Raw genomic sequence first — 13329 nt, 5'->3', positions numbered from 1 at the left:
CAACCCGGCCGAAAACGTCTGGCAATATCTGCGCCAGACCTACCTGGGCAACCGCGTCTTTCAGGACTACACCGACATCGTCGACCGAGTCTGTCAGGCGTGGCGCGCGTTGCTCGACGAGCCCGGCCGGATTACGTCGATTACTCAGCGCGGCTGGGCTGATGTCGGATAGTGTTTTTGCAGGTTGGTATCAGACACGGCCTAAATGGCCCGCGATTCAGGTATGACGCAGCGGTACCGCAGCTTCCGGTCCGAACACCAGCGCGGTGAAGCTTTCTTGAATATACAGCCGCACGTGGGTCTCGTTGTGCTCGGTATAGCCGATCGAAAAATCCTGGCCCACATGCATGATGAAATCGCCGCCGCGCATGCTCATGACCACAGCGCCGTCGACGGCCGGCGCCCAGACGATCGGCCCGTCGATCAGCCGACGGACGTGTTCCATGACCGGGTAGCCCTGTTCGGTGGTACGGGTCAGTTCGGTATAGCAGCGCGGGCCCAGCGCGATCGCGTAGGGGCCGTCGACGCCGGCGCTGCGCAACCGCTCGCTAGCCTCGGCGACCAGACCGGGATAGCGCGTGTAATCGCTTTCGATCGGCAGCGGTTCGTGTTCCGAGGCGGTCATGACGCCGGCGATGCCGGCAGCGTCGTAGCCGTTGAACAGGGCGTGGTCTTCCAGCATCGCGGCTTGGCGTGCGGCTTCGGCGACCGCGTCCAGGTCGATGTCGGCGGCGCCCCGGGCCGCGGCCTCCAGTTCGTCGCGCTCGATTTCGAACGGTATGCGCGCCTCGATTAGTGGCTGGACGATGCGCCGGCGCACCCGGGCGCCGTCAACCGGTGCATCGGACAGGCTCTGAACGCGGCCGAGATTGGCCGCGGCATGTTCCCAGCCGTGCGGCCCCTCGAAATCGAAAAGTTTGCGGCCGGCCAGCATGCGCCGGAGCGTCTGGCTGGCCTCTTCCTCGATCTCGGCCCAGCCGGCCGGTGTGATCGGTGCGAGTTCGCGGTGCAGATGATTCATGACGTTAGCCCTCGCCGCGCAGGCTGCCGATGCCGAGCGAGCCGTCGGTGGCGGGTTCGCCGGCCGGGGCCTCGTCGATGGCGCCTTCTTCCTCGGCCGCGAGGATGTCGCCCTCGGTGAACAGATAGGTGCGCATCTGAGCGTCGAGCGCGGGGTCGCGGCGACGTAGCCATTCCAGCGTCATCATCGCGTGTTCTTTTTCCTCGTCGCGGTTGTGCGCGAGGATCGCCCTCAGCTGCGGGTCTTGTGCCGCGTCGATGCGCTGGGAATACCAATCGACGGCCTCGAGTTCTTCCATGAACGAGGCGATGCCGCGGCGCGTTTCCAGCGTTTCCTCCGACAGCCGTTCGACGGGCTCGTGAAAGGATGTGCTTGCGTCGGCCATGTTGGGCTCCGTGAATTCAGATGCCCCAGGTCAACGCTAAACGGCGGCGGCGTCAAGTCCTCGGCACATGACAAATGAAACCCCGGCGCATATGCGTCGGAACCCGTGGCGCGCCAACCCGAGGCGGGCCGGCGCCGCTGAGGACGGACGGGCCCCTCGAAGGGTGTGCTCGGCGTCGATACCGGCTACGCCGCCGTAGCTCTTTGGTGCGCGTGCAGGTTTTCAGCCATGTCTGCCCGGTCGTGACGTTCCGAGGCCGCGCCTGCACCGTCTTCGAGCGCGTCCGTTTCAATACCCTGCAGGTCGAAAAACGCCACGCGCTCCTTGAGCGCGCGCGCCTGCTCTTCGAGCGAACGGCCGGCCGCCGCCGATTGCTCGACCAGCGCGGCATTCTGCTGCGTCGTGCTGTCCATCTGCGAAATCGCCAGATTGACCTGTTCGATCCCCGAGGACTGCTCTCGGCTGGCCGCCGCGATCTCGGACACGATATCGCTGACCTTGTGCACGCTGACCACTATTTCGTCGAGCGCCTTGCCGGATAGCGCCACCTGCTCGGAGCCATCGGCGACCTTGCTCGCACTATCGTCGACCAGGGCCTTGATGTCCTTGGCCGCCGTGGCGCTGCGGCTGGCCAGGCTTCGTACTTCGGTGGCCACCACGGCGAAGCCGCGACCCTGTTCACCGGCCCGGGCCGCCTCCACCGAGGCGTTGAGGGCGAGCAAATTGGTCTGAAACGCGATTTCGTCGATCAACCCGACGATATCGTTGATCTGGCTGCTCGATTGTTCGATCGCCTGCATCGACGCCACCGCGCGCGAGACCACCTCGCTGCCTTCGCCGGCCTGCCGGCGCACGCTCTGCGCCACCTGATCGGCTTGCGCCGCGTTGTCGGCATTCTGTTTGACGGTCGACGTCATCTGCTCCATCGAAGAAGCGGTTTCCTCCAGACTGGCGGCCTGCGCCTGGGTGCGGTTGCTGAGTTCGTCGTTACCGGCCGCGATTTCGCCGGCGCCGCTCGTGACCGAGTCGGCGCGCTGGTTGACATCGCTCACGACATCGTACAGCCGGGCGCGCATGGACTCGATCCCGGCGATCATCGTGCCGAATTCGTCGCGGTACGGGTTATCGACGCGGGTGTGCAAATGGCCATCGCTAATCGAGGCGACGAACCGGCGCGCGGCCGCCAGCGGACGCATGATGCCGACCATCAGCCAGAGCATGACCAGCAGCGTCACCACAAACACCCCGGCCGCGGCCGCGATGATGACCGTCTGGGATTCTCGCGCCGCGACGCGGGTGTCCGCGTAGGCATCGGCGGCCGAGGCTTTCTGGATTTTCCAGAGTTGACTCATTTGGCCGGATAGGTTTTCGACCGGGCGCCGCAGCGATATGCCGTAGATATTGGTCGCAACGATCATATTGCCTTCGTTGAGATTCTCCAGAAAATCCCCGAGCGCGTTCTCAATGGTTTTGAGATTTTTTTGTGTCTCGACGGCCAGCGCGCGTTCCTTGGGCGTGGTGATCAGCGCCGGGTAGTAGCGTTTCCAACCTGTATCTATCTTTTTCTGGATCGCGCCGATGTCGGCCGCCAGATCTTGCATGGCCGTACTATCGGACTGCGAGGTCAACACCGCCCCGACCCGGGCCCGCAGCTTATCCGCCTGTTGCTTAATGCCGGAAACCGTCTCGATTCCGGCGAGATTGCGGTTGTAGATCGAACCGGTATTGTCCGCCGCGCGCCGGATGGACCAAACCGACAGCCCGCTGAGCAATGCGATCAGGGCCAGGGCCAACCCAAAGCCGATCGCGAGTTTGGCCCGAACGCTTTTTCTTGGATTTAACATTGAAGATCTTCTCTAAGGTTTGTTTCTTATTTTTTTGACTTCTAGCGACCCGGGACGCGGCGCCAAGGCAAGACTGCGCAACACGACTCCACACTGCTTCCATCGGCCGGCGTTCGAAAAACTTGAACACAGCGGGCGGAGGCGATTTTCGACCGGGCCGAGCCGCGGGCTGGCTGCCGCGGTTTCTGTTCGCGATCGACGGCCCGCTGTCGCGCCGGTGCTCAAGGAGCGCGGGCTGATCGAGGTGGCCTACGGCCAGGCGCTGCTGGTCGCGGCCCTGATCGCCGACTTCGCCACCATTTTGCTGGTCAGCGGCTATGCCATGCTGCGGGTCGGCGCGACCGTGGATCTATTGCTGATTCTCGTGCTGCTGGTGGTGTTCGCCGCGGTCTGGCGCCTGGCCGAGCGGGCGCGCTCGAATCCGCCGGCCCGGCGGCTCATGCACGCCCTGTCCAGCGCAACCTCGCAGATTCGCGTGCGCGGTTCGATGGCGTTGGCGCTGATTTTCATCGCGCTGGCCGAGAGCCTCGGCATCGAGAACATTCTGGGCGCGTTTCTGGCCGGGTCGATCGTATCGCTGCTGTCGGGCAGCGAGAGTTCGGTGCTGCGCGAGAAGCTCGATGCCATCGGCTAAGGTTTCTTCATTCCGATCTTCTTCATCATGGTCGGAGTCAAATTCGACCTGCCGGCGCTGCTGGCCTCGAACTCGCCGTGGGAGACGATTGGGGGGCTGCTAGCCGCGGCCTTCGGCGTGAAGCTGATCGGTTCGCTGGTGTTCCGGCTGGCCTTCGGCTGGCGCGAGACGTTCGCCGCGGGCACGCTGCTGTCCGCGCGGCTGGCGCAGATGGGCCGCAAGGTGCGCACCATGACCGAGCTGCCGGTCGGTGAGAACGGCAACGCGCCGTCGCGCGCCCAGTTGTCGGAGTGCCTGCGCAAAGCCGGTATCGAGCAGGCACAGACCGTGATCGCCATGGCCGACACCGACGAGGATAATCTGCAGATCTGCCGGGTCGCGCGCGAGGTGCATGCGGTGCGCAAGCTTTTGGCCTGGGTGCGTGACCCGGCCTATAACGCCCGGTTCCGGGCCGCCGACGTACGTATCGTCAATCCGGCCTATGCCAAGCTGCTGCCGTTTCCAGCGTTTTGACCTGTTCCACGTCGGCGACGTCGACGGCGTGGGTCAGGACGTCGATACCGTGATCCGCGCCGGCCGCGCGAACCGCCGCTTTGGCCTCGTCCAGGCGTTGCATGTCCCGATCGGCGATACAGACGTCGAGGCCGCGCCGCGCGAAGCCTTCGGCGGCCGCTCGGCCGATGCCTGCCGCGCCGCCGATCACCACCGCGACGCGCCCCGGAACCAGAGCAGGATGACTCATGACAAAAATCCGATGATCGAATGAAGTTCACCAGTTATGCGGCCGAAGTGCGCGTCGGGCAAGTCGCGTCGGCTGCCGTGAGCACGACGAAATCCAGCCGACGGGCGCTAAAAGCCAGCGGCGGTGCGCCGTCGGTGTCACGCGTGGCATCGGCGCCGCAGTCAACGAGAATACGCAGGACCGGCTTGTGCCCGGGGCGCGCGGCCACAGAACCGCTGGCGCGCGCGGCGCGATTGCTTCACCATCCAGTGCAGCGCGGCGCGCCCCGCGCGCTGCCCTGTCACGATCACGACCGATAACACGCCGTGCCCACGTTGTCCGCCCTTTATCGCTACCCGATCAAATCCACCGCCGGCGAAACGCTGACGCGGGCCGCGGTCGCCGAGGAAGGCCTGCGGCACGATCGCCGGTTCATGGTGGTCAAGCCCGGCGGCGGCTTCGTCACCGCCCGAAAATACCCGGCGCTGCAGCGCGTGTGCGCCCGCTTCGACGGCGGGCAGCTGTCGCTGATGCATGACGATCACGCCGCTGTCGTCGAATCCCGGCATGCGTTCGCCGCCCGGCCGTTCGACACGCACGTATGGGCCGACGATTTTACGGCGCTTACCACCACTTTTCGGCTCGATGCTTGGTTCAGCCGCATTATGGGCGAACCGGTACATCTACTCTGGCTCGGTGAGCGCTCCAATCGTTATCGCGAAAAGATCGGCACCCGCGTGAGCTTCGCCGACGGCCATCCGCTGCTGCTCACGACCGAGGCCTCGCTGGCCGATGTCAACGCACGCGCCGCGGCCACCCATGTCATGCTCCAGTTCCGGCCCAATGTCGTTGTGGCCGGCGGCGAGGCGTTTGCCGAGGATGGCTGGACGCGTATCCGCATCGGCGAGGTCGTGTTCCGCGTCGCCAAGCCTTGCAAGCGCTGCGTGATGACCACCGTCGACCCGGCCACCGGCCGGCGCCGGCCCGACGGCGAACCCACGCGCACCCTGGCGCGCTACAGAAAAGGCGACGACAACGAAATCTACTTCGGCCAGAAGCTTATCGCCGAAAACACCGGCGAACTGGTGGTGGGCCAAGACGTCGAAATTCTCGAATGAAGCAATCGAGGCGCGGCCGGCGACGCCCGTTGGCCGAACGTCGTCGTACGTGACAGCGGGTGCCGGTGGCGACAGCCCCGCCGCTATAAACCCGGGTCTTTAAAGACTGCTTTATCGGCATATAAGCCCGCGTTCAAGCCGATACATCGAAGATTTCGTCGGTCAAATCCTCCACCGGCCGGACGATCAGCTCGGTACTGTCACCGGCGGCGCCGACGATGCGATGCGCGATCCGGTTGCGGCCGCGGGTTTTGCAGTCGTACAGGCATCGGTCGGCGCAGGAAATCAGCGTATCCAAATCGGCCACGACATCGTCTCCGGCGGCGGTGGTGGCGACCCCGATGCTCACCGTGACCACCGACGCCACCGGCGATTTTTCGTGCGGAATACCCACCAATTGCAGCATGGCGCGCATGGCCTCGGCCAAACGCGCCGAGTGGTCGCTGTCGGTGTCCGCCAGCACGACCAGGAACTCTTCGCCGCCCAGGCGCACGATCAGGTCGCTGTCGCGACGAAAGGTGTCGCGCAGTACATTGGCGATCTCGATCAGGCAATCGTCGCCGGCCAGGTGACCGTAATGGTCGTTATAGGTCTTGAAGTGATCGACATCGATCATCAACGCCGACACGGTCATTTTGAGCCGCTGGCTCAACGGCAAGAGAGTATCCAGATGGCGTTCGAGCAGCCGGCGATTGCCAAGGCCGGTCAGCGGATCGTTGAGCGTCTGCTGCAAAAGCGCTTCGCGCTGTTGTTTCAACGCACCGAGTAGATGACCGATGTTGTACCGGATATTCGCGACATAGTTGGTGTCTCCGGTCGCCTCCGGTAACTCGCCAGCCGGCGTCTCCAAGCCTTCGAGCGCGATATAAGCGGCGAGATCCTGCAACGGGCGCGTCACGCGCCGCCGGAGGATGAGCAGTGCCGTGATGAATGTCACGGCCAGCAGCAGGATGGCGATGGCCGTCCGTATGTCGGAGTCTATTCGTGTGATCAGATCGAAAGGCCAGAGGCCCCAAGGGGCTAGAAGCTGCCAGATCGCCAGTTCCGTGACCCCGAACAAAACAACCAGGCCCGAAAAAAAACGGGGCGCGGACACCGCGATATTTTGCGTGTCCGAGGCCTCCGTCGTCCGGCTGTTTTGATTCACCACGTCCGTCACGCCTGCACATGACACCTTTCACCGAGAGTGGATTGTATCGGCCGCAATCGATCGAGCTTTAAGCATGCATGGGCGCCGTTTGTAAAGCGTTGGCGCGTTGCAAGTCGCCGGCGCGGCACTCGATGTGGATACCGGCTGTAACGAGCTCGCGCGTTAAATGACGCTCGCAAGCTCCTTGAGCAAGAACGCGAAAACAAGTCCGGTCTCCTCGAGTGCCGCAAACCGCCCCGGTAGTCCGCCGTGCCCGGCCGCCATATGCGTCTTGAGCAGCAAGGTGTGGTCATCGGTTTTGGTCGCCCGCAGCTTGGCCACCCATTTGGCCGGTTCCCAGTACGTCACGCGCGGGTCGGAGACGCCGGCGATGACGAGCATGGCTGGATAATCCTGCGCGGTGACGTTCTGGTAAGGGCAATAACCGCGGATGGTTTCGAACGCTTTTGCGTCGTCGCGCGGGTTGCCCCATTCCGGCCACTCGGGCGGGGTGAGCGGCAGGGTGTCGTCCATCATGGTGTTGAGGACGTCCACGAACGGCACGTCGGCGATCGCGGCGCCGAACAAGTCGGGGCGTTTATTGACCACCGCGCCGACCAGCATGCCGCCGGCGCTGCCGCCAAAAGCGGCGATCTTGCCGGCCGATGTGTAGCCGGCTCCGCAGAGGTGTTCGGCGACGCGAATGAAGTCGGCGAAGGTGTTGGGCTTTTTCTCGAGCTTGCCTTCCTTGTACCAACGATAGCCGCGTTCCTTGCCGCCGCGGATATGGGCGATGGCATGGACGAAGCCGCGGTCGATGAGCGAGAGGCGGGTGGAGGAGAACGCGGCCGGCTCGGAGATGCCGTAGGCGCCGTAGCCGTGAAGTACGCAGGGCGCGTTGCCGTCGAGCGGCGTGTCCTTGTGATGCGTGACGGTGATCGGCACGTGCTCGCCATCCGCGGTTTCGGCGGCAAGCCGGCGCACGATGTATTGATCCGGGTCGAAGCCGCTCGGCACCTGGCGCTGCTTGCGCAATACGCGCGTGCGCTCGCTCATGTCGTAGTCGAAAGTCTCGTCCGGCGTGTGCGGCGCGCTGTATAAAAAACGCAGGTTGGCGGTGTCGTACTCATAGCCGCCGGACATGCCCAAACTGTAGGCCGCGTCCTCGAAGCCGATGGCGTGGTCCTCGCCGGTGGTTTTGTCGGTGACGACGACGCGCGGCAGGGCGTCGGCGCGTTCCATGCGTACGCGATAGTTCGCGAACTCGACGTGATCGAGGATCAGCCGGCCCGGCTCATGGGGCACGATTTCTTCCCAGTGGGTTTCGTCGGGTGTCGCGATCGGCGCGCGCATGAGCTTGAAGTCCTCGGCGCCGTCGGCGTTGGTGAGAATGACGAACGCTTTGCCGTTGTCGTCATCCACGCTGTATTCGCGGCCCGGCGCGCGAGCTGAGATCAGACGCGGTTCGGCGGTCGGCTCGTCGGCCGGAATGAATCGGACTTCGCTGGTCGCATGATCGTGGGCGTGAATGAGCAGATAGGCCGCGCTTTGCGTCTCGCCCAGGCCCACGAAAAAGCCGGGATCGGATTCGGCATAGACGAGCGTGGCGTCGGCCGGGTCGTCGCCGAGCGCAAGACGCCAGACCCGGCAGGGCCGATGGTTGTCGTCGAGCGTGACATAGAACAGGGTGGCGCTGTCCGCCGACCAGGCGACGTTGCCGGTGGTGTTGCCGATCGGCGGTTGCAGCTCTTCGCCGACCGCGCGATCGCCATTTATGGCGCGGACCCGGATCGTGTAGGCCTCGGAGCCGCGCTCGTCGAGCGCGAAGGCGAGCTTGGCGTGGTCCGGGCTGTGATCCACGGCGCCGAGCGCGAAATAGGTCCGGCCTTCGGCCTCGGCGTCGCCGTCCAGCAAGATCTGTTCGCCGGTCAGCGGCTCGCCCGGCTCGGCGGAGCCGTCGGCGTCACGCGGGGCGCGGCAGAAGATCGGATGCTGGCCGCCTTCGCGGAAACGCACGTAGTAAACGTGGTCGCCGTCGGGCGTGGGCACGCTGGCATCGCGTTCGGCCATGCGGGCGCGCATCTCGGCCACGAGCGTGTTCTGCAGTTCGGTGGTATCACGCATCATCGCGTCGGTATAGGCATTCTCGGCTTCGAGATAAGCCCGTATGTCGGGGTCGAGCTTGTCCGGGTCCTGCATCGCCTCGCGCCAGTCGTCATCGCGCAGCCAGGCGTAGTCGTCGGCGAGCGTCACATCGTGGATGGTGGTCCGGCTGGGTTTGCGCCGCGCGATGGGGGGGTCGAGATGTGAAGGGTCGAATGGTTTGGGCATGAGGCTCGTCGGTTGTCAATCGGCTATAAAGGCACTGGCGCGGATACGCCGTTGTGGTGGTCGGGTTGTGCGGGCCGATCGCGGCGCTTCAAGGCGGCGCGGGCTATGGCCTGCCCGACACGATACGGCATCGGCGTGTTTGGCATCGGGCGCGCCCCCGCGCCATGATGGCTGGTATCGGTTCGTCAGCCACGAGACTGACCATGCAACGAGCCATGCAACGACAAATCGGCGAACTCGTCATCGAGTGTGTGCAGGGCGATATCACGCAGCAAAACGATATCGATATCATCGTCAACGCCGCCAACAAGCAATTGAAAGGCGGCGGCGGCGTGGACGGCGCGATCCACCGCGCGGCCGGCCCGGAATTGGTCGAGGCCAGCCGCGCGCTTGCGCCCATCGAGGCCGGCGAGGCGGTGATCACCGCGGCCTTCGAGCTGCCCAACGACTGGGTCGTGCACTGCGCCGGCCCGGTCTATTCGAACAAGCCGGAGGTGCCCGAGCAGCTCGCGGCCTGTTATCGCAACGCGCTGGCGCTGGCCGAGGACAAGCAGGCGGCTTCAATCGCTTTTCCCGCCATTTCGTCCGGCATCTACGGCTATCCGCTGGACGAGGCGGGCGCGATCGCGGTGCAGACGGTGGCCGAGCACGCCCGCGCGGCGGCCTCGCTCAAACACGTTCGGTTCGTGCTGTTTTCCGAGGGTGTCTATAGCGCGTTTTCCAAGGCGCTGGCGGAGCTGAGCTAATATTAGGTAATGAACCGGGTTGCACGTGGAACCGCCGTGGCGCGAGGCTCGGGCATGACGTTCAATACGATCGGAGGCTCACGATGTCCACCGATACCGCGACCCAGATTCTGATCAATTGGCTGCAGGAAGCGCATGCCATGGTCGAGCACGGCGAAACCATGATGTCCGGCCGCGCCGATGCGCTCGAGGATTATCCGGCGCTACGCGAGCGGTTACAGGCGCATGTAGCCGAATCCCGTCATCACGCCGCCGATATCGAGTCCGCGATCGAGGCGCTCGGCGGTGAGCTGTCGCGCGCCAAGGATATCGGCGGCAAGTTGTCCGCACTCGGTCATTCCTGGGGCACGCAGCTTACCGGCGAGACCGCCGTGCAGAGTCTGGCGGCGACGCTGGCCTTCGAGCATTTCGAAATCAGCAACTATCGCGCGCTTGCCGTTGCGGCCGAACAGGCCGGAGCGAACGAAACACAGGTCCGACTGGCGCGCCTGCGCGGCGATAACGAGGCCATGGCCGAATGGCTGACCGATAATCTGGAGGCGACCTCGCGCCGGTACTTGCAGACCGCCTGAGGCGGCTGACTCAGCGCGCCGGCGCGAGACGTTCGACCGGCGCGGTCATGACATAGTCGTCCATGACGAAGCCGTTGCCGATGTCTTTTATGTCCTCGTGTGCGATCCCGAAACCGATGCGTTCGTAGGCGGCGATCGATTCGGCGTTGTGCCGGTGCACGCGCAGTCGCAGCGTAGCCGCGCCCAGCGCGTGCGCTTGGGCGGCGGCGCGCCGGATCAGGCTGCGGCCGACCCCGAGATTGCGCGCTTCGATATGCACGTACAGCTTGTCGAGCCAGGCGGTGGCCGGTTCGTGCGCATCCGGCGAGACGGCGGCAAAGGCCACGAAACGCCCGCCGCGCCGGGCCAGTGTGAAGCGCGTGCCGGCGGCCAGTTGTTCGTGGAGGGCGGTTTCGCTATAGCCGCGCTCGAGCATGTACTCGACCTGTGCGCGGCCGATGATCGGCGTGTAATGCTGATGCCAGATGACGTACGCCAGGGCCGAGAGTTCGAGCAGCAGCGCGGGCGTTTCGGCGGCAACCAGATCGATCGTGTCCATAGGGGCTGTTGATGTTTCATACGACGCCGCGCCGGCGGCCATTTTGTCGCAAGACAAGGCGCAGCGGGCGTACGGTAGTCATTCTACCGTAGCGCGCTGCAACGCAGGATTGCGCCAAAATGGCCCCGGCCCTTCGGGTTGCGGCACCAAATCGCGCCATCCGGCGTTGCAGAGCTTGACCGCAGAATGACTGCGGTCGGCGCTCTGCGTCTTGGCTGACACGATTTGGGGTCGCAACGCGGGGCCGTATGAAGCATCAACAGCCCCTAGCACCCGGTGGTAATGTGGTTCGAGGCGAGCCGTTCTCGAATACGGTCGCCGTAGCCGACATCGCGCAGCAAGGCGCGCCCGCGCGGCGATTGGGCCAGACGCAGCTCGATCCAGCGCGCGCGACGGGTTAGGCGCTTGGCCCGGTCGGATTCGGACAGCGTACGCGCGAGCAGATCCTCGACCTCGCGCAGTTCGCGCCGGGTCTCGATTTCGGGCGGCACGTAGCCGGCGTTCTTGAGCAGCCGGTAGCCCGCGCGCAGATGTTCGGGCACATGTGCGGCGTCATCGGCCGGCAGTGGTTTGCCGGCGCCGGGCAGATGGTCGAACTCGCCGCGTTCGGCGGCGGCGTCGATATGGGCGTCGGCGAGTCGGTCCAGTAGGCTCATGATCTGCGATTATACGCAGCGGCCGCGCGGCTGCATCGATAAACGAGGTGGGATTCGAAGATGGCGGAGTATCTTGCCCCGGCGCTGCACGGCGCCGACATCGTGGACACGGTTCAGGCCAACGGGCTGGAGCTGGCATACGAGCAGTTCGGCTACGACGACGACCCGGCGCTGATCCTGATCATGGGGCTCGGCACCCAGCTCACCGGTTGGCCGGACGCCTTCTGCCGCGCGCTGGCCGACACCGGGTTGCGGGTGATTCGCTTCGACAATCGCGATATCGGCCTTTCGTCCAAAATTCATGCCGCCCGCGGCTACGACTCGGCGCGCCAGGCTTTTTTCAAGTCGCTGACCGGACGCGAAATACAGGCGGCTTACAGCCTGGAGGATATGGCCGAGGATACGATCGGTCTGCTGGTGGCGCTCGGTATCCGGCGCGCGCATCTGGTTGGCGCCTCGATGGGCGGCATGATCGCCCAGATCGTGGCCGCGACGCGGCCGGCGCGGGTGGCGTCGTTGACCTCGATCATGTCCACCTCGGGCGCGCGCAAGCTGCCGCGCGGACGGCTGAAAATCCTGTTGCGGCTCGGCAAGGCGCCGAAAAGCCGCGATAAGGACGTGATCGCCGCTCATCTGGCCAAGACCATGACCATGATCAGCAGTCCCAAGATCGGCCGCAGTTTTCACGACTGGGAGGCCGAGATCCGGCGCACCGTCGAACGCAGTTATTATCCGGCCGGCATGGCGCGCCAGACCCTGGCCGTGCTGTCGGCCACCCCCAGAGACGAGCTACTCGCTACGGTGCGCTGCCCGGCGCTGATCATCCACGGCGCCGCCGACCCGTTGCTGCCGGTCAAGCACGGCCGCGCGACCGCGAAAGCCCTGGCCCACGCGCGTTACGAGGAAGTCCGCGGCATGGGCCACGACCTGCCGCCAAGGCTGTTGCCGCGGTTCGTCGACTGGATCAGCGAACTCGTGCACGAGGCCGAGGCGCACTCGGCCGCGCGATCGTCGCGACAACAAAATCAGTCCGCCAATGAACGCAAAAAGCGCGAATAAAAGGCCGGAATCCTCTGTCGTATTTCGATTTGATTGAAATTGCCGTTCATTGGCGGACTGATTTCATCTTTCTTTTATATCCTTTTTGCAGGTTGGTATCAGTCGAAGTCGAACCCGATCTGGTCGCCCGGCGCCGGCGGCGCCTTGAATTGCGTCGTGTCGAGGTCGAAGCGCTTGCCGTTGATGCCGGCGCGCCGGCAGGCGAGCGCGAAGCGCTTGGCGATCAGGGTCGCGTAGGTGCCGGTGCCGGTCATGCGCGTGCCCCAGGCGGCGTCGTAATCGGCGCCGCCGCGCATCTGGTTGATCAGGCTCATGACATGCGCGGCGCGGTCCGGGTAGTGCTCGGTCAGCCACTGGCGAAACAGATGTTTGATCGCGTGCGGTAGGCGCAGCAGCACATAACCGGCCCGTGCGGCCCCGGCGTCGGCCGCCGAGGCGATCAGCGTTTCCAGTTCGCAGTCGGTGATCATCGGAATGATCGGCGCGACCAGCGCGCCGGTCGGTACGCCCGCGCCGGCCAGGGTTTCGATCGTGCGCAGCCGCTGGGCCGGCGCGGCCGCGCGCGGTTCCAGATG

At 64.9% G+C, this 13329-nt stretch carries 14 protein-coding genes and 2 pseudogenes; 7 read left to right on the top strand and 9 right to left on the bottom strand.

Going from position 1 to position 13329, the window contains the following annotated elements; translation table 11 throughout:
• Positions 1-172, top strand: a pseudogene (locus tag VFJ08_RS15775) (IS630 family transposase); the annotation flags it as partial.
• A gap of 45 nt (positions 173-217) precedes the next feature.
• Here VFJ08_RS15775 and VFJ08_RS12335 read toward each other — a convergent pair.
• The 3 genes from VFJ08_RS12335 to VFJ08_RS12325 all read right to left on the bottom strand — a co-directional run bounded on the left by VFJ08_RS12335 (position 218) and on the right by VFJ08_RS12325 (position 3250).
• Positions 218-1021: a family 1 encapsulin nanocompartment shell protein gene (locus VFJ08_RS12335; RefSeq protein WP_324997515.1), complete on the bottom strand. Its 804-nt coding sequence runs from the start codon at positions 1019-1021 to the stop codon at positions 218-220.
• Between the two features lie 4 nt (positions 1022-1025).
• Complete coding sequence (locus tag VFJ08_RS12330) at positions 1026-1406, bottom strand: ferritin-like domain-containing protein (protein ID WP_324997514.1); 381 nt, start codon at positions 1404-1406, stop codon at positions 1026-1028.
• A gap of 185 nt (positions 1407-1591) precedes the next feature.
• Positions 1592-3250, bottom strand: a complete 1659-nt coding sequence (locus VFJ08_RS12325) for a methyl-accepting chemotaxis protein (protein WP_324997513.1) — start codon at positions 3248-3250, stop codon at positions 1592-1594.
• A 19-nt stretch (positions 3251-3269) separates the two neighbouring features.
• Between VFJ08_RS12325 and VFJ08_RS12320 the strand changes: the two are divergent.
• Positions 3270-4079: pseudogene (locus VFJ08_RS12320) on the top strand (cation:proton antiporter); the annotation flags it as partial.
• 15 nt (positions 4080-4094) lie between these two features.
• On the top strand, positions 4095-4397 hold the full coding sequence (locus VFJ08_RS12315) for an NAD-binding protein (RefSeq protein WP_324997516.1): 303 nt from the start codon (positions 4095-4097) through the stop codon (positions 4395-4397).
• On the opposite strand, the gene VFJ08_RS12310 is transcribed toward VFJ08_RS12315, so the two are convergent.
• On the bottom strand, positions 4354-4626 hold the full coding sequence (locus VFJ08_RS12310) for an SDR family NAD(P)-dependent oxidoreductase (protein ID WP_324997512.1): 273 nt from the start codon (positions 4624-4626) through the stop codon (positions 4354-4356). The two genes, VFJ08_RS12315 and VFJ08_RS12310, sit on opposite strands and share 44 nt — an antisense overlap.
• Positions 4627-4931: 305 nt before the next feature.
• On the opposite strand from VFJ08_RS12310, the gene VFJ08_RS12305 reads away from it, so the two are divergent.
• Positions 4932-5723 (top strand): MOSC domain-containing protein, encoded by a 792-nt coding sequence (locus VFJ08_RS12305; RefSeq protein ID WP_324997511.1) that lies wholly within the window; start codon positions 4932-4934, stop codon positions 5721-5723.
• Between the two features lie 133 nt (positions 5724-5856).
• Here the strand turns inward: VFJ08_RS12305 and VFJ08_RS12300 are convergent, their stop codons facing one another.
• Positions 5857-6819, bottom strand: a complete 963-nt coding sequence (locus VFJ08_RS12300) for a GGDEF domain-containing protein (protein WP_324997510.1) — start codon at positions 6817-6819, stop codon at positions 5857-5859.
• A gap of 216 nt (positions 6820-7035) precedes the next feature.
• Positions 7036-9183 carry a S9 family peptidase gene (locus VFJ08_RS12295; protein WP_324997509.1) on the bottom strand — a complete coding sequence of 716 codons (2148 nt, stop codon included), beginning with the start codon at positions 9181-9183 and terminating at the stop codon, positions 7036-7038.
• Between the two features lie 215 nt (positions 9184-9398).
• On the opposite strand from VFJ08_RS12295, the gene VFJ08_RS12290 reads away from it, so the two are divergent.
• Both VFJ08_RS12290 and VFJ08_RS12285 read left to right on the top strand, forming a co-directional pair.
• Complete coding sequence (locus tag VFJ08_RS12290) at positions 9399-9929, top strand: O-acetyl-ADP-ribose deacetylase (RefSeq protein ID WP_324997508.1); 531 nt, start codon at positions 9399-9401, stop codon at positions 9927-9929.
• An 83-nt stretch (positions 9930-10012) separates the two neighbouring features.
• A complete protein-coding gene (locus VFJ08_RS12285) occupies positions 10013-10501 on the top strand; it encodes a DUF892 family protein (RefSeq protein WP_324997507.1) in 489 nt (162 codons plus the stop codon).
• A 10-nt stretch (positions 10502-10511) separates the two neighbouring features.
• On the opposite strand, the gene VFJ08_RS12280 is transcribed toward VFJ08_RS12285, so the two are convergent.
• Together VFJ08_RS12280 and VFJ08_RS12275 are read right to left on the bottom strand one after the other, a co-directional pair.
• Positions 10512-11039: a GNAT family N-acetyltransferase gene (locus VFJ08_RS12280; RefSeq protein WP_324997506.1), complete on the bottom strand. Its 528-nt coding sequence runs from the start codon at positions 11037-11039 to the stop codon at positions 10512-10514.
• 266 nt (positions 11040-11305) lie between these two features.
• A complete protein-coding gene (locus VFJ08_RS12275; RefSeq protein WP_324997505.1) occupies positions 11306-11695 on the bottom strand; it encodes a DnaJ family domain-containing protein in 390 nt (129 codons plus the stop codon).
• Positions 11696-11755: 60 nt separating this feature from the next.
• Between VFJ08_RS12275 and VFJ08_RS12270 the strand changes: the two genes are divergently transcribed.
• Entirely contained in the window at positions 11756-12754 is a 999-nt protein-coding gene (locus VFJ08_RS12270) for an alpha/beta hydrolase (protein WP_324997504.1), read from the top strand.
• Positions 12755-12852: 98 nt separating this feature from the next.
• On the opposite strand, the gene VFJ08_RS12265 is transcribed toward VFJ08_RS12270, so the two are convergent.
• Positions 12853-13329, bottom strand: a 477-nt coding sequence (locus VFJ08_RS12265) for an SPL family radical SAM protein (protein WP_414707066.1), incomplete at its 5' end; no start/stop codon positions are given.

Source organism: Salinisphaera sp. (genome assembly GCF_035690525.1).
GTDB lineage: Bacteria > Pseudomonadota > Gammaproteobacteria > Nevskiales > Salinisphaeraceae > Salinisphaera.
The sequence above is the reverse complement of the archived record's forward strand: the minus strand, read 5'-3'. Positions and strand labels throughout refer to the sequence as shown.